The organism is Thermaerobacter nagasakiensis (assembly GCF_055396825.1).
Window position 1 is genome coordinate 1,210,839 of the sequence record NZ_AP043740.1, and the last position, 20,745, is coordinate 1,231,583.

The 20,745-nt window shown below is 64.5% G+C and carries 18 protein-coding genes and 1 pseudogene; 12 read left to right on the forward strand and 7 right to left on the reverse strand.

Features of this window, described 5'->3' with window-relative positions; all coding sequences use genetic code 11:
* Positions 1-46 precede the first annotated feature (46 nt).
* Complete coding sequence (locus ACZ5T9_RS05195) at positions 47-397, reverse strand: hypothetical protein (protein ID WP_464834248.1); 351 nt, start codon at positions 395-397, stop codon at positions 47-49.
* A gap of 206 nt (positions 398-603) precedes the next feature.
* On the opposite strand from ACZ5T9_RS05195, the gene ACZ5T9_RS05200 reads away from it, so the two are divergent.
* From ACZ5T9_RS05200 to ACZ5T9_RS05210, 3 genes are all read left to right on the forward strand, one after another.
* On the forward strand, positions 604-1,989 hold the full coding sequence (locus tag ACZ5T9_RS05200; protein WP_464834249.1) for a selenium-binding protein SBP56-related protein: 1,386 nt from the start codon (positions 604-606) through the stop codon (positions 1,987-1,989).
* A gap of 187 nt (positions 1,990-2,176) precedes the next feature.
* Positions 2,177-3,136, forward strand: coding sequence for a hypothetical protein (locus ACZ5T9_RS05205; RefSeq protein WP_464834250.1), 960 nt, complete (start codon positions 2,177-2,179; stop codon positions 3,134-3,136).
* Between the two features lie 185 nt (positions 3,137-3,321).
* Positions 3,322-3,729: a DUF488 domain-containing protein gene (locus ACZ5T9_RS05210; protein ID WP_464834252.1), complete on the forward strand. Its 408-nt coding sequence runs from the start codon at positions 3,322-3,324 to the stop codon at positions 3,727-3,729.
* A gap of 199 nt (positions 3,730-3,928) precedes the next feature.
* Here ACZ5T9_RS05210 and ACZ5T9_RS05215 read toward each other — a convergent pair whose 3' ends face one another.
* Both ACZ5T9_RS05215 and ACZ5T9_RS05220 read right to left on the reverse strand, forming a co-directional pair.
* Complete coding sequence (locus tag ACZ5T9_RS05215; protein ID WP_464834253.1) at positions 3,929-4,945, reverse strand: sulfite exporter TauE/SafE family protein; 1,017 nt, start codon at positions 4,943-4,945, stop codon at positions 3,929-3,931.
* A 119-nt stretch (positions 4,946-5,064) separates the two neighbouring features.
* Positions 5,065-5,427, reverse strand: a complete 363-nt coding sequence (locus tag ACZ5T9_RS05220) for a hypothetical protein (protein ID WP_464834255.1) — start codon at positions 5,425-5,427, stop codon at positions 5,065-5,067.
* Positions 5,428-5,728: 301 nt separating this feature from the next.
* Between ACZ5T9_RS05220 and ACZ5T9_RS05225 the strand changes: the two genes are divergently transcribed.
* Entirely contained in the window at positions 5,729-6,130 is a 402-nt protein-coding gene (locus tag ACZ5T9_RS05225; RefSeq protein WP_464834256.1) for a VOC family protein, read from the forward strand.
* A gap of 72 nt (positions 6,131-6,202) precedes the next feature.
* On the opposite strand, the gene ACZ5T9_RS05230 is transcribed toward ACZ5T9_RS05225, so the two are convergent.
* Positions 6,203-6,619 (reverse strand): hypothetical protein, encoded by a 417-nt coding sequence (locus ACZ5T9_RS05230; protein ID WP_464834257.1) that lies wholly within the window; start codon positions 6,617-6,619, stop codon positions 6,203-6,205.
* A 212-nt stretch (positions 6,620-6,831) separates the two neighbouring features.
* Between ACZ5T9_RS05230 and ACZ5T9_RS05235 the strand changes: the two genes are divergently transcribed.
* The gene (locus ACZ5T9_RS05235; RefSeq protein WP_464834258.1) at positions 6,832-7,932 is read left to right on the forward strand and encodes an ArsR/SmtB family transcription factor; all 1,101 of its coding nucleotides are present in this window, start codon (positions 6,832-6,834) and stop codon (positions 7,930-7,932) included.
* A gap of 98 nt (positions 7,933-8,030) precedes the next feature.
* Here ACZ5T9_RS05235 and ACZ5T9_RS05240 read toward each other — a convergent pair whose 3' ends face one another.
* Positions 8,031-8,207, reverse strand: coding sequence for a hypothetical protein (locus tag ACZ5T9_RS05240; RefSeq protein ID WP_464834259.1), 177 nt, complete (start codon positions 8,205-8,207; stop codon positions 8,031-8,033).
* A gap of 149 nt (positions 8,208-8,356) precedes the next feature.
* On the opposite strand from ACZ5T9_RS05240, the gene ACZ5T9_RS05245 reads away from it, so the two are divergent.
* From ACZ5T9_RS05245 to ACZ5T9_RS05260, 4 genes are all read left to right on the forward strand, one after another.
* Positions 8,357-9,595, forward strand: a complete 1,239-nt coding sequence (locus ACZ5T9_RS05245) for an IS256 family transposase (RefSeq protein ID WP_464834261.1) — start codon at positions 8,357-8,359, stop codon at positions 9,593-9,595.
* A 613-nt stretch (positions 9,596-10,208) separates the two neighbouring features.
* Entirely contained in the window at positions 10,209-10,979 is a 771-nt protein-coding gene (locus ACZ5T9_RS05250; protein ID WP_464834263.1) for a hypothetical protein, read from the forward strand.
* Positions 10,980-11,018: 39 nt separating this feature from the next.
* Positions 11,019-13,667 (forward strand): site-specific DNA-methyltransferase, encoded by a 2,649-nt coding sequence (locus tag ACZ5T9_RS05255; RefSeq protein ID WP_464834265.1) that lies wholly within the window; start codon positions 11,019-11,021, stop codon positions 13,665-13,667.
* Positions 13,667-16,957 (forward strand): DEAD/DEAH box helicase family protein, encoded by a 3,291-nt coding sequence (locus tag ACZ5T9_RS05260; protein ID WP_464834267.1) that lies wholly within the window; start codon positions 13,667-13,669, stop codon positions 16,955-16,957. The genes ACZ5T9_RS05255 and ACZ5T9_RS05260 overlap by 1 nt, the downstream gene beginning before the upstream one ends.
* A gap of 194 nt (positions 16,958-17,151) precedes the next feature.
* Here the strand turns inward: ACZ5T9_RS05260 and ACZ5T9_RS05265 are convergent, their stop codons facing one another.
* Positions 17,152-17,679: a GNAT family N-acetyltransferase gene (locus ACZ5T9_RS05265; protein WP_464834269.1), complete on the reverse strand. Its 528-nt coding sequence runs from the start codon at positions 17,677-17,679 to the stop codon at positions 17,152-17,154.
* Between the two features lie 269 nt (positions 17,680-17,948).
* Here ACZ5T9_RS05265 and ACZ5T9_RS05270 point away from each other — a divergent pair, with 269 nt between their 5' ends.
* From ACZ5T9_RS05270 to ACZ5T9_RS05280, 3 genes and pseudogenes are all read left to right on the forward strand, one after another.
* Positions 17,949-18,887 (forward strand): uracil-DNA glycosylase, encoded by a 939-nt coding sequence (locus tag ACZ5T9_RS05270; protein ID WP_464834271.1) that lies wholly within the window; start codon positions 17,949-17,951, stop codon positions 18,885-18,887.
* Between the two features lie 99 nt (positions 18,888-18,986).
* Positions 18,987-19,211: a P1 family peptidase gene (locus tag ACZ5T9_RS05275; RefSeq protein WP_464834272.1), complete on the forward strand. Its 225-nt coding sequence runs from the start codon at positions 18,987-18,989 to the stop codon at positions 19,209-19,211.
* Between the two features lie 43 nt (positions 19,212-19,254).
* A pseudogene (locus ACZ5T9_RS05280) lies at positions 19,255-20,438 on the forward strand (transposase).
* An 83-nt stretch (positions 20,439-20,521) separates the two neighbouring features.
* On the opposite strand, the gene ACZ5T9_RS05285 reads toward ACZ5T9_RS05280, so the two are convergent.
* Positions 20,522-20,728 (reverse strand): hypothetical protein, encoded by a 207-nt coding sequence (locus ACZ5T9_RS05285; RefSeq protein ID WP_135224079.1) that lies wholly within the window; start codon positions 20,726-20,728, stop codon positions 20,522-20,524.
* Positions 20,729-20,745 lie beyond the last annotated feature (17 nt).

A 20,745-nucleotide genomic window follows, 5' to 3' on the forward strand; every position in this document is an offset into this window, starting at 1 on the left:
AGACTCCCCCTCTTCGAGTCGGGTCGCCCCCCTGTCTGATTCGCACCTACTCGCCGTTGGCTAGCAAGCGGAGCCCGGAAGTGATCACACCGAGCCCGGCGATCAAAGACGTCATCCCCATGGCGTAGGCTGGGTTCAACGGGCCTTCCATGACCCATTGCACGACGAGAATACCAACGAAAAACGCAGGTGCGAGACGATAGTACTGCGCCGCCCGCGACGCCTCCGGTGGTGGCTCGTCGTTGGGCTGACGAACATAGGCATATGCAACAGGAAGGGCGAGGAGGGGGACCAACGCAAACCACGGGTTCCATCCGTAGGTGTCGACGACTACGGCGAACACACAGAGGACGAGCAGCGCCCACCCACGCCAAATGAGAACGGTGCTCCACCTCATGGGGACGACACCTCATGCGGCGACCATTCGCGGCTGGCACGCTCATCCCTGCCCGGAATTCGTTGCCCTGCATGCTCTTCCCGGCTACCAGCCGGCCGCCACAGGGGATCGACCCCGGGGTCTCATGACAGCTCGCCCTTGATATCCAACTAACCGTATTGGTATCGTAAGCAATGCGTATGCACCGTGCTGAAAGGGGGACGAACATGCCCGTCTGGCGTCCCGACCCCACCTTCTATCCCTCCCCGCGCCTCGCCATGGAGGCGCCGGGGGAGGGCTTGGCGTACGTGGCCCTGCTCCGCACCGGCGGCCGGCCCGACGGCTTCGCCGTGGTCGACGTGGATCCCCGCTCCGCCACCTACGGCCGGATGGTCCACACGCTGGACTTCCCCTACACCGGTGACGAGGTCCACCACTTCGGCTGGAACGCCTGCAGCTCGGCCCTCTGCCCCTTCGCGCCCCACCCCCACGTGGAGCGACGCTACCTGCTGGTCCCGGGGCTGCGTTCGTCCCGGATCTATGTGCTCGACACCAAGCCCGACCCGGCGGCGCCGCGGCTGGTCAAGGTGGTGGAACCGGAAGAGGTCCTGCGCCGGGCCGGGTACTCCCGCCTGCACACCGTCCACTGCGGTCCCGACGGCATCTGTGTCAGCGCCCTGGGCGGCCGCGAGGGCGACGGCCCGGGCGGCATCCTCATCCTCGACCACGACAGCTTCGACGTCCTCGGCCGCTGGGAGGTGGACCGCGGCCCGCAGGTCTACGCCTACGACTTCTGGTGGCACCTGGGCCACGACACCGTGGTCACCAGCGAGTGGGGCGCCCCCTCGCTATTCGAGGGCGGCCTGAACCTGGACGACGTGGTCAACCGGCGGTACGGGCACCGGCTGCACTTCTGGGACCTGCGGCGGCGCCGGCACGTGCAGGAGGTCGACCTGGGCGACCAGCACCAGATGGTCCTCGAGCTGCGGCCCGCCCACGACCCCAGCAAGGCGTACGGGTTCGTCGGCGTGGTGGTCAGCGTCGAGGACCTCTCGGGCTCCGTTTGGGTCTGGCATCGGGACGGGGACCGCTGGGCGGTGCGCAAGGTGATCGAGACCCCGGCCGAACCCGCTGAGGATAAGGACGCCTTGCCGGACATCCTGAAGCCCCTGGGCGCCGTGCCGCCCCTCATCACCGACATCAACCTGTCCCTGGACGACCGCTTCCTCTACGTCTCCTGCTGGGGGACCGGCGAGCTGCGCCAGTACGACGTATCGGACCCCTTCCACCCGAAGCTGACGGGCTCCGTTCGCCTGGGTGGCGTGGTGCGGCGGGCGGCCCACCCGGCGGCGGGGCCCCTGACCGGCGGACCCCAGATGGTCGAGGTCAGCCGCGACGGGCGGCGGGTGTACGTCACCAACTCCCTCTACAGCACCTGGGATGACCAGTTCTATCCCGGGCTGCGGGGCTGGCTCGCCAAGCTGGACGCCGACCCGGCGGGGGGGCTGGCGGTGGACCCCCGGTTCTTCGTCGACTTCGGCGAGAGCCGGCCGCATCAGGTGCGGCTCCAGGGCGGCGACAGCTCGTCGGATTCCTTCTGCTTCCCGTCGTGACCCGGCGCGCCGTATGGCGCCGGGGCGGGCGCCACGGTGATCGATTCGTCTTTCGGACGAACACGGCCCGTCGGCCGGGAGGCGCAGCCGGGGGCACCCAGCGGGCCCGGGAATGGTGTCTCGCCGCGTGGGCCAAGGCTCCCTAGGAAGATGGGGGCAAGGTCGAGGCAGCCGGAGGGCGTCGCCGATGCACGACCACCTGCACCATGTAACGAGCGCAGCCCACGGCGGGAGCCCGTGGCCCTGGCTGATCCTGGTCCTGCTGGGTGCCTACCACGGCCTCAACCCCGCCATGGGCTGGCTGTTCGCGGTGGCCCTGGGCATGCAGGCCCGGAGCGGACGGCGGGTGCTGTGGGCGCTCCTGCCCATTGGGCTCGGGCACGCCCTGTCCGTCGGGCTCGTGCTGGCGCTGCTGTGGGGTGCCCGGGCCGCGCTCCCCGCGGTGCCCCTACGCTACGGGGTGGCCGCCCTGCTGGTGGGCTACGGGCTGTTCCACCTGTTCCGGTCCCGCCATGCCGGGGGGCGGGTGGGGATGCAGGTGGGCTTTGCCGGCCTGGTGCTGTGGTCGTTCCTCATGGCCACCGCCCACGGCGCCGGGCTGATGCTGGCACCTCTGGTCTGGTGGGAGGAGCCTGGGCCGGGCGGGGTGGCCTTCTCGGGTGCGGCTCCGGGCGAGGCGGCTCCGGCCGCGGCGCCGGCGGCGGGGCCGGCCGCGACGACGGCGGCGGGGGTCGAACACGGCGCCCACCTGGCGGGTCCCCACGGGGCGGCGGTCCCGGTAGCAGCAAGCGGGGCGGGTGGGACCCGGTCCGGGTTGGAGGCCGGGCCGGGGTCTGCGGACGGGGCCGCGGTGGGTTCGGGGCTGGGGCCCTCGGCCGGGTCCGCTGTGGGGACCGGGCCCGTCTTGAAGGCAGGCCTGGGGGCCGGGGCGGAGGCCGCAGTGCGTTTGGGGCTGACGGACGGGGCTGGCGTGGTCCTGGCCACGGCCGTCCATGCCGCCAGCATGCTGCTGGCGGCGGGAGCTGTGGCGCTGCTGGTGTACTACCGGTTCGGCCTGTTCTTCCTGCGCAGGGCCTGGATCAATCTGGACCTGGTCTGGGCCGTGGCCATGGTGGCCGGCGGTCTGGCGGTGGCCCTGGCAGGCTGACGAACGGGTCGGGCGGGGCATGGCGGCAGGACCCAACGTCCGGCGGCGACGTGCAGCCGGGCGGTGCCCCCCCCCCCCCCCGGCCGAGAGCGGCCGAACCGCGGGGCCCCCGCGTCATGCGGTGGCCATGGGAGGACCCTCAGGGCGCCCTGTGGGACAATGAGGGGAGGGCGAGGTGAGGCGGCGTGGATTTGCAAATCGGCCGCGTCTACGGGGACGAACCGGCACCACCGCGAGCCTACCGCGTGCTGGTCGACCGGCTATGGCCCCGCGGGGTCCGCAAGGAGGGTGCGCCCTGGGATGCCTGGTGGAAGGAACTCACCCCCAGTGACGCCCTGCGCCGCTGGCTCCACCAGGATCCGGAGGCCCGCTGGGAAGGGTTTCAGCGCCGGTACCGGGAGGAACTGGACGCCCTGGGCACCGAGGTGACGGCCCCGGCCCTCGCGGCATGCCGGGAACACGAGACGGTGGTGTTGCTGACGGCAGCCCGCAACCCGGAGCGGAGCCACGTGCGGGTGCTCCGCCAGTGGTTGCTGGAGCGGCTGGGGGGTGGGCAAGTCCCCGGCCCAGGGGCCTCCGGCCAGGGGCTCTGAGGAGAAGCTCCGCGGAGGGCCAGAACCGGTCGGGAGGGGATCGCTGAGAACCGTCGAGAAGGCAACGACTTCCCGCGACGCGGCGGGCGTACTCCGCCGGCTGGCCCCGCCGTGGGGTGATCACGGCGTCTAGCAGGTTGCGCCCCGTCCGGCCCTACTCCGTCGGCCGGCGCGGTTCGTGTGCCGGTGGTCCCGCCCTTCACGCCCCCGCCGCCTCGGTCAGCACCCGCACCCCCGCCAGCAACAGGGCCAAGGCGAGGCCCCGGAGGATCCAGCGGTCGTCCACCCGGCGGGACAGCAGGGCGCCCACCTGGGCGCCGGGGATCACACCGGCCGCCAGCAAGGTCGCCCGGTGGAGCCCGTGGTGGTAGGTTCCCGCCCAGGCGTGGACGGCCACCCCAGCCCACCCCGTCAGGGCCAGGACGAAGTGGGACGTGGCCGTCGCCACGTGGACCGGGTAGTCCAGCAGGGTGACCAGCAACGGGACGTGGATGATCCCGCCGCCGATGCCCAGCAGGCTCGACACGACGCCGACCAGGAAGCTCATGGCCATGCCGCGGCCCAGGTTGCCCCGGCGGGACTTTTCTTGTGGTAAGGCGGCCGGGTCCTCCATGGGCCCATCACCCGGGCGGGCTTTGGCCGGCGCGGCCGCCGGACTGGGTCGCCCTGACAAAGCCGTTGCAACCCGCGTCCCCGGCGCCCCCTTCGACTGCGGCGCCCCCAGCGCCCCCTTCGCCCCCGCCGCTCCCAGCGAAGGGGCCATATCCGCTGGCCCCCCGGCGGTCGTGGCCCGCGCCACCCCGGCTGCCGCTGTTCCCGGGGTGGCGGTTCCCGCCGCCCCTGCCACCGCCGCCCGGTGGGCCCGGGCCAGCAGCCAGACCGCCGCCACCACCATCAGCGTCCCCAGCAGGGCTTCGAACACCCGCCGAGACATCAGGGTCGAAAGCCACGCCCCGAGCACGGCCCCCGGGATGGCCGCCGCCGCAAACCAGGCGCCCGGCCGGAAGTCGATCCGGCCCATCCGGGCATAGGCGACGGACCCGGAGAGGGCATTGACGGCCACCACCAGCAGGGAGATGCCCGTCAGGGTACCGGGATCGTCCACCGGGTAGAGCAGGGCCAGGACGGGAACGAGGAGGAACCCGCCCCCCGCGCCAATCAGGGTGCCGATGGCACCGACGACAAAGCCAAGACCAACCAGGGCCGGAGCTAACAACGCGACCGCCTGCCTTCACCCAACGCCCCAGGTGCAGTTTGACGGACCTTCCATCATGGTGGTCCCTCACCTTGACCCTACGCCGAAGGACGGCTTCCCGTCGAGCCACCGCTCCCGGTTTAGGCGGACGCCAGCGGCCCTGCGAGCCCCGGTGCGGAAGAGAGCGAACCCAAGCTCCCGGCTGTGCTCTCCGGCCGCGCGAAGGGCCAGGGCTCGATGCCGAACAACACCGCGGGGAAGGGCGTGCCCAAGGTGGCCGTCCCGGGGATGCCGTGCTCGCGGATGCGCTCCGAGCCAAAGCGGGCCATGAGTTCCACCGAGTCCCACGATGTGGCTGCCCATGACGGGGACGGGGGCGATGGCCGCCCCCAGATGGTGTCCCGCCGGGCACGTCGCACCCGTGCCATGATCTGGCATAAGGACAGATTCGTGAAGCAATGGAGCAGGCGGTTGAGAAACGCAGCCGCCACGGCCACCAGCACGCCGGTACCTGCCCCCGGTACCGCCAGCAGGATAATGCGCGGATCCGAGCGAAGGGCCCCGAGGGACAACAACTCGGAGCCGGGGGGCGCGGAACCGGAAGCAGGAGCGGAATCGTCACCCCCACGGCTGCCTGCAGCAGGGACCAGGGCTGGCGGCCGGATTCAGTGGAGCAGGCGCACTGCGCAGCGCGGTGGGGGAGCGCAGGTGACGGTGCGGAGTTCCGTCCGGGAGCCGGCTCGTCAAAGGCTCGGGGCTCGGCGGGCGACGCAGACGAGATGGGTGGGCCAGGGGGGATGCATCATGGTCCAGCGGATCGACAACGTCGGCCTGGCAGTGCGCGATCTTCAGGCCGCCGAGGCCTTCTACGCGCAGCTAGGATTCCGAGTGGAGAGCCGGGACGAGACGCCGGGGGCCTTGCTGGTCGCCGGCGACGCCCGCCTCTACCTCTTTCAGACGAACCGGCCCGCGGGCGGCGCGCGGCGCAGCCCGGACCTGGTGGGCAACCCGCCGGGCCTCGACCACATCAGCTTCTGGGTGGGCGACGTCGACGCGGCGTACCGGCGGCTTGCCGAACAGGGGCTCACCTTCGCCACCGAGCCGGCCGATCAGGACTGGGGTGCCCGGGCATGCAGCCTCCACGACCCCGATGGCAACGTGATCTTCCTGCTGGGGCCTTTGAGCGAGGGCCGGGCGGAAGGTTGAACGTCCCGCCGGCGGCCGGTGCAGGGTCGAAGTCTGGTGCCGCCGGCCGGTGGGCCGCCGTGGCCGGAACGGTCAACCCGTCTGGGACGGAAGCCGGCTTTCGAGACGGTGGCAATGCTCCGACGCCTCGTACCGGTTCATCCACGTCCGGAGTCGCTGCCCGCCGCGGTACCAGGCCAGGGTGAAGTCGCTCTGGTAGAGCCAGGTCACGGCATCGTGGGCGAAGGTGAGCGGGTGGACGGAAACCTGCCAGCCGGGCAGTTCGTCTTGGGCGTCCGTCACGCGCCGTACCTGTTCTTCCCGCTCGCAGGCGAAGATGGCGTAGCCGCCGCGCGGGTGGATGAAGTGGTCATGGGTAAGGACCAACCCGCGGCTGGTATCGGCGATGTACCGGTTGAACGCGTCGTTGGCGGCGCGGGCGGACACCCGCGGCGGTGCGTAGGCCACCACAAGGTAGCACTTGGGCACGGGATGGGCGGAAGCGGGCATCGGGGCACCTCCTTGGCGGTATCGCTGCTCACAAGCCTCTCCTCGGCGGTGTCGCTGCTCACAAGCCTATGGGGTGCTCGCCCGGCGGTTCAACACATTCGAAGAATTCGCAATCAGATGGCGTTGGGCGAGCTCGCCAGGCATGGTGGCGGACCGCGACGGCGCGACGGATGGTGTCGGACGGGTAGCACCGAGACGGATGGTGTCGGACGGTGACCATCGAGATCCAGCTTCCAGCGAATCCCGAAGCGGCCGTGACCTTCCACCTGTCGCCTCTCCTCGAGGCGGTTTGCGCCCTCGAGGCGATCGTGAACCCGCGGGCCCACCCCCTGCAACTTCACTGGGTTCTGGAGACGCGCAAGCGGCTGCCCCGTTCCCTGCTCGCGGAGATTCGCAAGCTGGGCTTCGCCTATCGGGACTGGCAACTGGGCTTCTTCACCCCGCGGCCGCGGGAGGGCGTTCCCGAGTTCCATGATGAACTGGCGGACATCGAACGGCTGCCCCTGGAGACCTTCGTGGAGGAATGTGCGAGGGCGTTCACGCCATGGGAGGCAGAGCGGGATCCCACCTGGGACGAGGTGATGCGGGACGGCGCGACCCAGGCGATGCTCCTTGAGCATGCCCGACGTCTCGACCCGCGGTATGGGGAGGCCTGCGAGGAGCTGATCCGGAGCCCCGACCGGTTGCGGCGGCGACTCGTGGCCATGCTCGACCAGTTCTGGGAGGTTGCCTTCAAAGGGGAGTGGGCGCGCATCCACTCCGCCTTGCTGGCCGATGCCGAGCGGCGCTCGCAACGACTCCGTGCGACGGACGTGTGGACGGTGCTGCACGAGGTGGCACCCGACGCGCGGGTGGTCCGCGACCGCCACCTTCTCATCTTCCACCGGCTCCCCGAACACGTCGTGGTCGACGTCACCCCAACCCGGCCCTTGCTGCTGGTCCCCAGCCTCTTCACCCGGGTCAAGACCCGCGTGGAGTGCGACCCGCCGTGGCCGCCCTGCCTGGTCTATGGGCTCGAGGGGCCCCTGCTGCGACCGCCTGCCGAGCCTCCGGTTGCCCTGCAGCGCATGCTGTTCGCCCTGGCCCACGAGGCGCGCCTGCAGATCCTGAAGCTCTGCCATGAGGGGCCCAAGAGCACCCAGGAACTGGCCCGGGCCCTCAGCCTGTCCGAAGCCGCGATCTCCCGCCACGTCAGGATCCTTCATGATGCGGGCCTGGTGAGGGCGAGACGCGACGGCTACTACGTCCTGTACGCCAGCCGGAAGGATGCGGTGGAAAGGGTGAGCCGGCACCTTCGATCCTTCCTCGGCTAGGCCGGCCCACCCTTCAAGCCGCGTGGCTCCCTGCGGGCGGAATGGAGGCCGTGCCTCGGCGGCCGGCCATCGCCGTCCGCCGGCCGGCTGCGTTCGACCTACGTCCCGCCGCCGGCCAGCGCTTGGAGCAGTGCATCGAAGATCCCCACCCCGTTCAGGTACAGGTCGACCGCCGCTGCGGCCGCCACGATGGCCACCCCTGCTACCGCCGGCCATCGAGCTCCCTCGGCGTCGAGGGCCCGTTCCACCGCCCGAGCGGTACCGAAGAACCCCACCCCGAGTTTGACACTTGGCTCCCACACAAAAGGGGCAGAAAAGCCCGTAGCGAGGTACCCTCAAAAGGTGTGTAAATGGCGAAGGCGGTGTACCCTCCTCTTGGTGAACAACGAGGGCTTGGAAGCCCGGAGGGAGGAGAGCCACCGCCATGCACCAGCGGACCACGTCGGGGAACCTGACGTCAAGCCCCACCTGGGAAGGACTGCACGAGTGGCTGCGGAACGCGATCCAGGCGCTGATCCAGGAGGCGCTGGAGGCCGAGGTGACCGAGCTTTTGGGCCGGGTCCGCTACCAGCGGCGTGCCGCCGTCGATGCACCGGCCGGGTACCGGAACGGGTACGGCAAGCCGCGGAAGCTGACCACCCCCATGGGCACCCTGACCCTGCGGCGTCCCCGGGTGCGGGGCCTCGAGGAGCGGTTCGAGAGCCGGATCCTGCCTCTGTTCGTTCGGCGCACGAAGGAGGTCTCGGAGCTGTTGCCGGAGCTGTACCTGCATGGGCTGGCCGAGGGGGACTTCGACCTGGCCCTGCGGGGGCTGCTCGGTGAAGAGGCGCCGCTTTCCGCCCGGACGGTGGCGCGCCTGAAAGAGCGGTGGCAGGCGGAGTGGGAGGCCTGGCGGACGCGGCGGCTGGATGAGCTGCAGGTGGTCTACCTGTGGGTGGACGGGGTGTACGTGAAGGCGGGGTTGGAGCGGGAGCGGGCGGCGCTGCTCGTGGCCGTGGCGGGCCTGGTGGACGGCCGCAAGGAGGTGGTGGCGGTTGTGCCGGGCGACCGGGAGTCGGTGGCGAGCGGGTCGGAGGTGCTGCGGGACCTGCGGGACCGAGGGATGAACGCGCCCCGGCTGGTGATCGGGGACGGGCACCTAGGGATCTGGGGCGCGCTGCGCAACGTCTGGCCGGAAGCGGAGGAGCAGCGCGGCTGGAACCACAAGGTGCTCAACGTGCTGGAGCAGCTGCCGCGCCGGCAGCAGGCCGTGGCCAAGCCCATGCTCCGGGCCATCGCCTACGCCCCGACCCGGGCGGAGGCGGAACGGAAGCGCAAGGCGTTCGAGGCCTGGTGTCACCGGCACGGCTACGGGAAGGCGGCGGAGACGCTGGGGCGGGACTGGGAGCGCATGGTGACGTTTTACCGGTACCCCAAGGAGCACTGGCGCCACCTGCGGACCACAAACGTGGTGGAATCGCCCTTCGCCGCGCTGCGGCTGCGTACGGACGCGGCCAAGCGGTTCAAGAAGGTGGAGCGGGCCACGGCGGTGATCTGGAAGATGCTGATGGTGGCCCAGTCACGGTTTCGGAGGTTGAATGCTCCGGAGTTGCTGGCCAAGGTCTACGCCGGGGCGCGGTACGAAGACGGCATCGAGGTTACGGAGAAGGGGGTCGCCGCCTGAGCACGTTTACACACCCATTGACGGAAGCTCGCCGGCCGGCCAGCGATTGACAGAGGTACGTTAGCGGTGACAGCGAACAGGAATACGGGAATCGGCCCGCAGGATCGGAACAAGGGTGCAGTACGCTTTGCCCCGAGGTGAGGGGGCTGGCTAGGAGTGCTAAAACATACCTCGGTAGCACTGTTTCGACCTAGCGTCCGCGCGGCCGGTCAGAGCCCACAGTCCCAATGAGGCCGTAGCCCTGGTTGTGTGAACCGTGTGGTTTGCGGTCACACGCGCCGTCATGGCCACAGTGGGTGTCACCGCGTAGGCCGTGTCCGCGCCTTCCTAGCCGGCTGCGGCGGGCGGCTCCGTTGCCCGCCATGGTCCCGCGCGCCCGGCTCTGTTCATCGTCACTTGTGCCGGAACGCCACAAACAGTTGTGGGTCGATCCAGGTCCAGCCCGGCGCCGTTGGCGCGGGCAGCGGACCGATGCTGGTGGCGACCCCACGGGGCTGCTACCGGTTGGCCTACCAGGGTCCCCAGTGTACGAGGCGTGCCTCGTGTTCATCATTCGCCGAGTGGTGGCTGAGTGTAAGCAGCAGCGCTCGTGAACAGAGGAAGGGAACCCGTAATGAGCCAGAAGAAGTACGAAAAGCTAAAGTCTCTGCTAATGGAACTGTTCCAGCTCGACCAACCCGAGCTGGACTTCGGCCTCTATCGGATCATGCACGTAAAGAGCGCCGAGGTGAAACAGTTCCTTGAAAGGGACCTGCTGCCGCAGGTCAAACAGGCGCTTAGCGAGTACAAAACCGCAGACAAGGCGGAAATTGAGAAAGAGTTGGCCAGAGCCATTGAGCAGGCGCGGTCGCTGGGGGTGGACCCCGAGGCGACTCAGAAGGTTCAGGACCTTCGGGCAAAACTTGCCAACGAGTCCGTTAACCTTGCAGCGCTGGAGGACGAGATCTACGACCACCTGTACAACTTTTTCCGGAGGTACTATTCCGAAGGCGACTTCCTATCCAACAGAGTATTCAAGCCCGGCGTGTACGCCATCCCCTACGGGGGCGAGGAGGTCCATCTTCACTGGGCCACTCGCGACCAGTATTACATAAAGACTAGCGAGTACCTGCGCGACTATACCTTCCGCCTTCGACCGGAAGACACAAGACAGCCGATGCGGGTACACTTCCGTCTCGTGGGTGCTACCGAAGGGGAACACGGAGACATCAAGCCATCTACCGAAAGGGAACGCGTTTTCATTCTCGCACCTCCCGGCGAATCAGGACGTGACTTCATTAGCGAAGAGAACGGCGAACTAGTGATCCGCTTCGAGTACCGCCCTGCGACGCTCGATGATTGGCCAGAGGCGGCACGCGGGGAAAAAACGAGGCCGCCTAAGTAGAAGGACCTCATCGCTCTGGCTACCCAAAGAGTGTTAGCGGTGGAGGATCCGGCGCCCGCTCCGTGGATTGCCGAACTCGCTAAGCCACACATTCTCAGCAACGGGCAGCCGGCTGACTATACCAGGCTTGAGGCGCACCTACGGCGCTACACGGCCCGCAACACATTCGACTACTTCATCCATAAAGACCTGGGCGGATTCCTTCGTCGGGAACTCGATTTCTACATCAAGAACGAGGTCATGCACATTGATGACATAGAGAATGAAACCGCTCCGCGGGTCGAGCAGTACCTTGCCAAGATCAAGGTGATCCGGAAGATCGCCCACAAGATCATCGACTTCTTAGCCCAACTGGAGAATTTCCAGAAGAAACTCTGGCTTAAGAAGAAGTTCGTCGTTGAGACGCAGTACCTAATTCCCATCGGCAAAATCCCCGAGGAATTTTATCCTGAAATCGCGGCCAACGACGCCCAGCGGCAGGAATGGGTGCGGCTGTTCGCGATTGATGAGATCAAAGGAGATCTAATGACGCCAGGCTACAGTGTACCGTTAACCGTTGACTTTCTGAAAGCGCACCCAACGTTAGTAGTGGATACGCGCCATTTTGATAGCGGCTTCACAGCTCGGGTTCTGGCGACTATCGGCGACCTGGATGAGCAGGTTGATGGGATCCTCTGGCACAGCGAGAACTTTCACGCATTATCCCTGATGAAGGCACGGTATCGTGATCAGGTGAAGACCATAATCATTGACCCACCCTATAACCGTCTGGGTGATGGCTTTCCCTACAAGGATAATTACCGTCATTCATCCTGGCTCAGCATGATGCATGATCGCCTTGCTCTAGCGTGGCACCTCTTACGGAGCGATGGTGTACTGTTCTCGCACATCGATCAACATGAGCGGGACAGCCTCCAGGCTGTGCTGAATGAAATTTTTGGGCACAAGAATCGCGTCGAAGAACTCGTCTGGGCCCAGAATACCACGCATAGCCAGTCGCCGCTCTATTCCACCAATCACGAGTACATCCAGGTTTATGCGAGAGACCGTGGAGTTGTTGAACGTGATCCCACGATGTTCCGCGAGCCAAAACCGGGCCATGCCGAAATCGCTGCACTTGTGGCCGAGTTGAATCCCAAATACCCACCAATCGCCGAAGTAGAGCGCCAGATCCAGGCATTGTTTGCTCGACATCTCGAGGAGTTCAAGGCCCAGCTTCAGGAACAGGGTCTTGAATATACCGAGGAGACCAAGAAGCTCGACCCGTGGCGTGGGGTCTACAATTACTGCCACGCCGAATATCGCGACGCGGAGGGACGATTGGTACCTGAAAGTGAAGCTAGGGCCAGGAAAGCACGTATTGTCGTTTGGCGAGAAAGCGACCCCTCCGCCCCAGCACAGAAACAGGCTGACAGCACGCGCGATCCAAACGATCCAAACTATCGTTTCTATCGGCCGATCCATCCAAAGACCGGCAAGCCGTGTCCCCACCCTAAGCGCGGTTGGCTATGGCCATATTCGTGGCCGGACGACAGCCGCGACAGTTTCGAGTCGCTAGACCGTAAGGGGCGGATTGTATGGGGCGAAGACGAAACCAAGATTCCACAATTCAAGCGCTTTCTTGACGAAGTAGACACTAACGTAGCCAAATCATTTTTCCATGACTACACCGATGGTGAGAAACAGATCGCTGCCCTTTTTGGAGTAACGGGTCTTTTCCCCACCCCCAAACCTACAACCTTGCCGGAACGTTTTATAAATCAGACGGCCGGTAAGAACAGCCTGGTTCTTGATTTCTTCGCCGGTTCGGGCACCACAGCACACGCCGTTATCAATTTGAACCGTCGAGACGGTGGCCAACGTAAGTTCATACTTGTTGAGATGGCGGACTATTTTGACACCATACTGATACCCCGTATTAAGAAGGTTATTTTCACGCCCGACTGGCAAGACGGCAAACCCAAGCGCATGGCCACTGCAGAGGAGGCAGAATTGAGCCCGCGCATCGTTAAAGTCATCCGTCTGGAATCGTACGAGGACACACTCAATAATTTGGAACTCCGCCGCACCGATGCTCAGCAAAGTCTTCTGGACCTCGTGGAAGCGCAGGGTCCCGACGGGTTTAAGGAGCAGTACCTACTGAAGTATATGCTCGATGTGGAAACTCGAGGTAGCCAGTCCCTGCTCAACGTGGAGGCCTTCAAGGATCCCACGGCCTACAAGCTTAAGGTAAAGCGTCCGGGATCGGATGAGAGCTGTGAGATTAACGTCGACCTGATAGAAACATTTAACTGGCTCATCGGGCTGCACGTGAAGCGCATATCTACGCCGCAGAAATATTCAGCCGAGTTCGAACGTGATAACGAGCAGCGACTACGCCTTAAGGGCAGTCTCCGGCAGGACCCTGCGGGACCATGGTGGTTCCGCACCGTCACTGGAACGACGCCGGACGGTCGACGCACTCTGGTTATCTGGCGCAAGCTTACCGGTAAGCCAGAGCAAGACAACCTAGTTCTGGAAGAGTGGTTCAAGTCGCAGGGGTATGCACTCGGGGCTAAAGAAATCGATCTGATTTACGTCAATGGCGACAATACCTTGGAGAACCTTAAAGAGCCATGTGACACCTGGACAGTACGGCTCATTGAGGAGGAATTACACCGGCGCATGTTCGACATGGAGGGAGTCTGATGCCAAGGGCACGTCGTCGCACTGCAGGCCAGACCACCGCATCGCACCGCCGTACCCAGAACCGGCCACAGGTACCGTTCGCCCACAAGCTCGTATTAAACCAGTGGCTCTTATCGCTTTTCGGTGTACAAAGCTTTAGGGATCTCGCCCAGTATTTGCGCGACGAGTCCTTGGAAGGGTTGGATGAGGACGGAGTCCATCGCTTCTACCGCGCGCTCACGACCCACTTCCCTGACCGTCCACAGCTGCCCAGCGACCTGCTGCTCGCGTACGACCAGAACATCGTCAAGCACACCCGTTGGCTGAATGAGCACCGCCTTACCCACGGCGAAAAACCGATAACATGGAAATACTTCCAGTATCTCATGCTACTCTTTACGGAGATTTACTTAGATCGCTACTTCCGGGATCCACAAGGGCTGCTACGAGCCCTCAATGCACACGTGGCCGCCTACAACGCTGGCAAGCCCGCATCCGACCAGATTGCCCCCTTCGATGAACAGGCAGAAGCTTGGACCCAGCTCAACAAGCTGGCCTACTGGAGCGCCACGGGCAGCGGCAAGACGCTGCTGATGCATGTCAACATCCTGCAGTATCAGTACTACTTGGAAAAGTACGGACGGCGGCGAGAGTTAAACCGTATCATCCTTCTTACGCCCAACGAGGGCCTGAGCCAACAACACCTTCGAGAATTCCAAGTATCAGGTATCCTTGCGCAACTGTTTAACAAGGATGGACCCGATCTGTTTGCCGGTAAATCTGTAGAAATCCTTGACATCCATAAGCTGAGCGACGAAATGGGTGATAAGACCGTCGCCGTCGAAGCCTTCGAAGGCAATAACCTGGTCCTGGTGGATGAGGGTCACCGTGGGGCGAGTAGCGGTGACGAAGGCACCTGGATGCGTTATCGTAATGCGCTTTGCGACAAAGGGTTTTCATTCGAATATTCGGCCACCTTTGGGCAAGCGGTAAAAGGAAACAAGGCGCTCATCGACCTGTATGCCAAGAGCATAATATTCGACTATTCCTACCGCTACTTCTACGGTGACGGATTTGGTAAGGACTATCAGATTTTCAACCTCGAAGATGAGACACAGCAGAACCATCTTGAACTCTACCTCGTCGCATGTCTGCTCTCATTTTACCAGCAGCAACGGCTATACCGGGAACAAGTGGAGGCATTTCGCCCGTTTAACATTGAGAAGCCGCTGTGGATCTTCGTCGGTGGAAGCGTAACAAAGACGCTCACGACCCGGGAAGCTTCCGACATCATTGAAATCCTGCGCTTCCTTGCACGCTACGTGGCAAATCGACGGAGTAGCATAGCCCTTATCGATCGGTTGCTGAAGCGCGGGCTGATCACTGCTGACGGGAAGAACCTGTTTGCTCGTCACTTCTACTACCTTCAAAGTAGCGGGATGACTGCTGCGCAGATCTTTGACGAAACGTTGGCCACAGTATTTAACGCGCCCGGCGGCGGCCGACTTTATGTTGAAAATCTGAAGGGAGCCAGCGGTGAGATCGCGCTTCGCGTGGGCGACAACAAGCCTTTTGGAGTGATCAATGTCGGGGATGACAGCAAGCTATGTAAGCTATGTGAGGAGTACCCAGAGTTAACCGTCACTGAGCGCGAGTTTTCCGACTCCCTTTTTCACACAATAAATGAGCCAGATTCCACCATCAACCTTCTCATCGGCTCCAAGAAGTTCACTGAGGGCTGGAATAGCTGGCGTGTTAGTACCATGGGCCTGATGAACATCGGCCAAGGGGAGGGACCGCAGATCATCCAGCTCTTTGGGCGGGGAGTGCGCCTCAAGGGGTACGGCATGAGTCTGAAGCGTAGCAGCGAAACGCGCCTTCCTGCGGACTTGATGCCCCCCAAGCACATCAGCATACTCGAGACGCTCGGTGTCTTTGGTATCCGCGCCAATTACATGGCACAGTTCCGCGACTTTTTGAAAGAGGAAGGCCTACCCACTAACGAGGACCGGATCGAGTTTATATTGCCGGTGGTTCGAAACCTGGGCACCCAGAAGCTCAAGATCATTCGGCTAAAGAGGACCATCAACGGCGTAAACACCGAGGTTGGCGATGCTTTCCGAAGGTTAGGGCCCGTCCCCACCCTCACGAAGCCGGATCCCGCCCGGGACCCCAGTACAGAGTACCTGCTAAGGAACCAGGTGGCGCTCAACTGGTATCCGCGAATCCAAACACTGAGGTCCCGGGAACAGGCGTCCGACGAAGTAGACGCTGCCCCCAACGAGACACACCTCACGGGTCGGCATGTAGCCTTTCTCGATATCGACAGGCTCTACTTCGAGCTGGAACGCTTCAAGGCCGAGCGCGGCTGGTACAACTTGAACCTTACCCGCGAAGGTATCATGGAGATCCTGCTTGATCACACGTGGTATAAGCTGTTGATACCGGATGAGGAACTATCTTTCGATTCGTTCGACAAGGTCCGCCTGTGGGAAGAGATTGCCCTGACCCTTCTAAAGAAGTACATGGAACGGTTTTATACATTTCGCAAGCGAGAGTGGGAACTGAAGCACCTCGAGTATCGTATTCTGGAAGAGAATGACCCGAACCTGGAGTGGAAGGAGGACGCGGGTGGCAGCTACTATCGGGTCTATGTTCCACAGTCTGCGGACGATATCATTTTGAAGCTTGAGGAATTGAAGCGGCTGATTCAGGAAGGCAAACTGAAGTTCTGGGAATACCGCGGAATCAAGGCGATTTTGTTCAAGCAACACCTTTACGAACCTCTGCTGTACTTAGATGGCGATGCCGTTAAGATCACTCCAGTTCCTCTCAATAAGGGAGAGTTCCAGTTTGTCGAAGACTTGAAAGTTTTCCATGACACGGCTCATGCCGAGTTCCTTGCCGGAAGGGAACTATACTTGTTGAGGAACTTTAGTAAAGGCCGCGGGGTTGGCTTCTTTGAGGCGGGGAACTTCCACCCGGATTTTATACTCTGGGTTGTATCTGGTCCTCGGCAAGATATAGTGTTTATTGATCCCAAGGGAGGCCTCGAACACATTGGTCCCACCTCCCCCAAGATTGAATTTCATAGAACCATCAAAGATATCGAACGACGACTAGGTGACCCGAACGTGCACCTTCATTCTTTCATCCTCTCGACTAGACCATCCTGGACGATGGCAAGACTCTGGAATATGAGTAAGGACGAGATGCTAAGTAGGCATATCCTATTCCCGGACGAGGATAAGCAAACGTACATTCGTTCCATGCTTGAGATGGTGGTTCCGAAGTCTCATCCGAACTCCTAGCGGAAACGGGTACGGTGCAGGCTGGCCTGACGGCTGCAACTGGCGCGGGCCCACGGGTGCCGGGTGGACACCTGCCTGGCCCGGGAGGGCACCTCGGCTCCCATCCTGCGGCGGCTGGGGTTCAGCCGGTACTTCACTACCCCGCCAGCCCTGAATCCCACCCCGGCCCGGTCTCGTCGGGACATCCCGGCAGGCTAGACATCGCGCACCAGGTACAAGGCCACCTCGCCGGCACCCGGACCACGAGGGTCATACAGGGACGTGTCCAGTCCCGCCAGTGTGAAGCCGAGACGCCTGTAGAACTGGATGGCCGGATAGTTGACGTTCTGGGTCTCCACGTAGAGGGGCCTGGCCCCGAGCCGGCGGGCATGTGCCAGCGCCTGTTCCACGAGTGCCCGTCCGATGCCGAGCCCACGCCTTTCCGGCGCCACGTACAGGTGCCAGAGATGCACCCGCCCGTTCCACTCGACGTGGCCCGCCGCCGCCAGCCCAACCAGGGCGCCGTCGTCCGCGGCGACCAGGGTGAAGGGAAGCCGCTGCAGGTCCTCTTCCGCCGGCGGATCGTAGATCTTGCGCAGCGGCGGGTCCACACGCTCTTCCCGCAGTACAAAGCCGAGCTCCATGGCATCCACCCGGTAGATCCGATCCGTGACGAAGCCGGTATCCAGGCGGGCCAGGGGCGCAAGGTCCTGCGGCCACCGAGCGGGCCGGATGGTCCACATGGCTCCAACCTCCCGGCGGAGAAAGTCCCGATTGGGCCCGTTGGGGCACCGTCCCGCGGTTCGCGGTTCAAGGTCCATGGTAACGTATGGGGTAACGTATGGGGCGAACTGGCGCTTCCTACCGCGGACCCGTACAGGCGGCACGCTCGCCAACGGCTGAAATGGGATGATCGCGGCGAAGCCTGGCCAAGGCCCAAGTTCCGTGAGACAATCGACGCGATGAACACCGTGCGCCAGCGACAAGGTGAAAGATGAAGATCAGGTGACAGATGAAGATGAACGAAATGCAGAAGCAAGCGCAAGCCCAGGTGACAGCGCTGCGCGAACTGGCCGATGCCGTCGTTGCCTGCCGCCGCTGCCCGCGGCTCATCGGCTACATCCAGGAAGTGACGCGCACCAAGCGGCGGGCGTACCGCGACTGGGAGTACTGGGGCCGGCCCGTGCCGAGCTTCGGCGACCCCCTGGCGCGGTTGCTCATCGTCGGCCTGGCCCCCGCGGCCCACGGCGCTAACCGCACCGGCCGCATGTTCACCGGGGACAGCTCGGGAGACTGGCTCTACCGCGCCCTGTACCGGGCCGGCTTCGCCAACCAGCCCACCAGCACCCACCGGGGCGACGGTCTGCAGCTCATCGACGCCTACATCACCGCCAGTTGTCACTGCGCCCCGCCCGATAACCGGCCCACCCGGGAGGAGATCCTGACCTGCGACACGTTCCTGGCCCGCGAGCTGGAGGTTATGCGGACGGTGCGGGTGATCGTCTGCCTGGGGCAGATCGCCTTCGACAACGTCCTCCGGCTGATGAAAGAGCGTGGTTACGGCTGGCCGGTGGAGGTGGCGGTGGACGGCACCTCCTCCCTCGCCTCCACCGGGGCAGCGACCGGCGGGATCTCCACGGCCGCGGGCAGCAGCGAGCCCGCGGTGGCCGCCGCGACCACCTCACCGGCCGGGCGGGCCCGAGGCACGGCGCCTGCAGCCCGCCCGAAAAAGCCCCGTTTTCGCCACGGCGGTGAGTATCGCTGGCTCCATACCCCCGACGGCGAGGGTGACCGCCAGCCGCCCGTCCTCCTGGCCAGCTACCACCCCAGCCGGCAGAACACCAACACCGGCGTGCTGACGGAGGCGATGTTCGACGCCATCTTCCGGCGGGCGCGAGAGCTTCTCGGGCAGGCTCCCTCGCCGGCCGCCGTGGCCGGCCACGGCTCGTGAGCGGCCGGCGGGCCGCCTTGCGGGGGAAAACCGGTGTTGGAAGCCGGAGCCCGGAGATTCAGCTCGAGTGCCGGGCCTCAACAAGAGGGGAAGGCCGGTATGCTCGTGCACGAGAAACCTTCCTTCCGGCGGGGCCCCCACAACGCCATCACCGACGTGGCCGGTGTGCGCGTGGACCACGTAACCCTCATCGAGGGGGACGGGCCGCTTCGCCCGGGCCGCGGCCCGGTGCGCACGGGCGTCACCGTGGTGGTTCCGCCGGGCGACCTGAGCCTGTTTCACGAACCCAGGTATTTCCGCAGGATTGCCCCCACGTGGGTTTAAGTGAAGCCATGGATTGGAATTCTCCGTTGCCCGAGGTGTCCCTATGGCCTACAACCTCCGCCCGGTGAACCGTGACCAACTGTACCTGCTCCCACCGAGCCTTCGCGACTGGCTGCCCGAGGATCATCTGGCCTGGTTCCTGATCGATGCGGTGGAGCAGATGGACCTGCGGGCCTTTTGCGAGAAGTACCGCGCCGACGGCTGGGGTGGAGAGAGTTACGACCCGACCATGATGGTGACGCTGCTGCTGTACGCCTACTGCGTCGGCGAGCGGTCGAGCCGGCGGATCGAGCGGTTGTGCCTCGAGGACGTGGCCTTCCGGGTGATCACCGCCAACCAGAAGCCGGATCACGTGACCATTGCCCGCTTCCGCCAGCGCCATGCGCGGGAACTGGCCGAGCTGTTCACGCAGGTGCTGCGGCTGTGCCGCGAAGCGGGGCTGGGGAAGGTCGGCGTGGTGGCACTGGACGGGACGAAAGTCAAGGCCAACGCCTCGCTGGCGGCCAACCGCACCTACGATGCGATTCGCCAGGAAGTGGAGAAGATGCTCCGGGAGGCGGAGGCCACGGACCGGGAAGAAGATGAGCGGTACGGCCCCGGGCGCCGTGGGGATGAGTTGCCGGAGGAACTGCGCTCCCGCCAGAGCCGGCTGGAGCGGCTGAAGGCATGCAAGCGGCGGCTGGAGGAAGAGGCGGCCCGGGAAGCGGCCCGGCAGCAGGCCCGCATCGACGAACGGAAGGCCCAGGAGCAGGCGACCGGCAAGAAGCGGCGGGGGCGGAAGCCGAAGGCGCCGGATCCCTCGGTGGATCCGGCGGCCAAAGCCAACGTGACGGATCCGGACAGCCGGATCCTCAAGACCCGGCAGGGCTTTGTGCAAGGGTACAACGCCCAGGCGGTGGTCACGGAGGACCAACTCATCGTGGCCGCGGCGGTGACGCAGGACGCCAACGACGTCGGCCAACTGCACCCGATGCTCCAGCAGGCGCAAGCCAACCTGCGGGCCGCGGGCGTGGACAAGCCCATCCGCGCCGTGGTGGCCGACGCGGGGTACTGGAGCGAGGCGAACGTCAGGCAGGCGCCGACCGGTTCCTGCGTCGGGGTCTGGCGGCGTGTGACAGCGAGTGGAAGCTACTTTGCTTGACCCACAACTTGCTGAAGCTCTGGCGGAGGGTCAGGGAGCGATCCGCCACCTTGCCCTTTGAATGTACGGTGGCGGGCTTGGCGTAGAAGGGTCACGATCGGGCCGCCGGCCTACACAGTCCTGACCGTCAGCCCATGTGACATGAGCGAATCGACCCGGTACGTTCCCACTAGGCCCGATCTCTCAGGGTCGGTGCAACAGGCTCTTGTGGCACCGTGATCAGAAATCCCGCCAGTCCGGCCACCACACCGGAAGCATCAGACTGGCTCAGGTACCACAGCGTCGCCACCAGGTAGACGCTGTCGCCAGCGTTGGTGATCAAGCGGCCCAAAAACAATAGCAAGAAGGCTTTGTTCGTCAACAACTCCCGGTACAACTTTCGTCATCCTTACC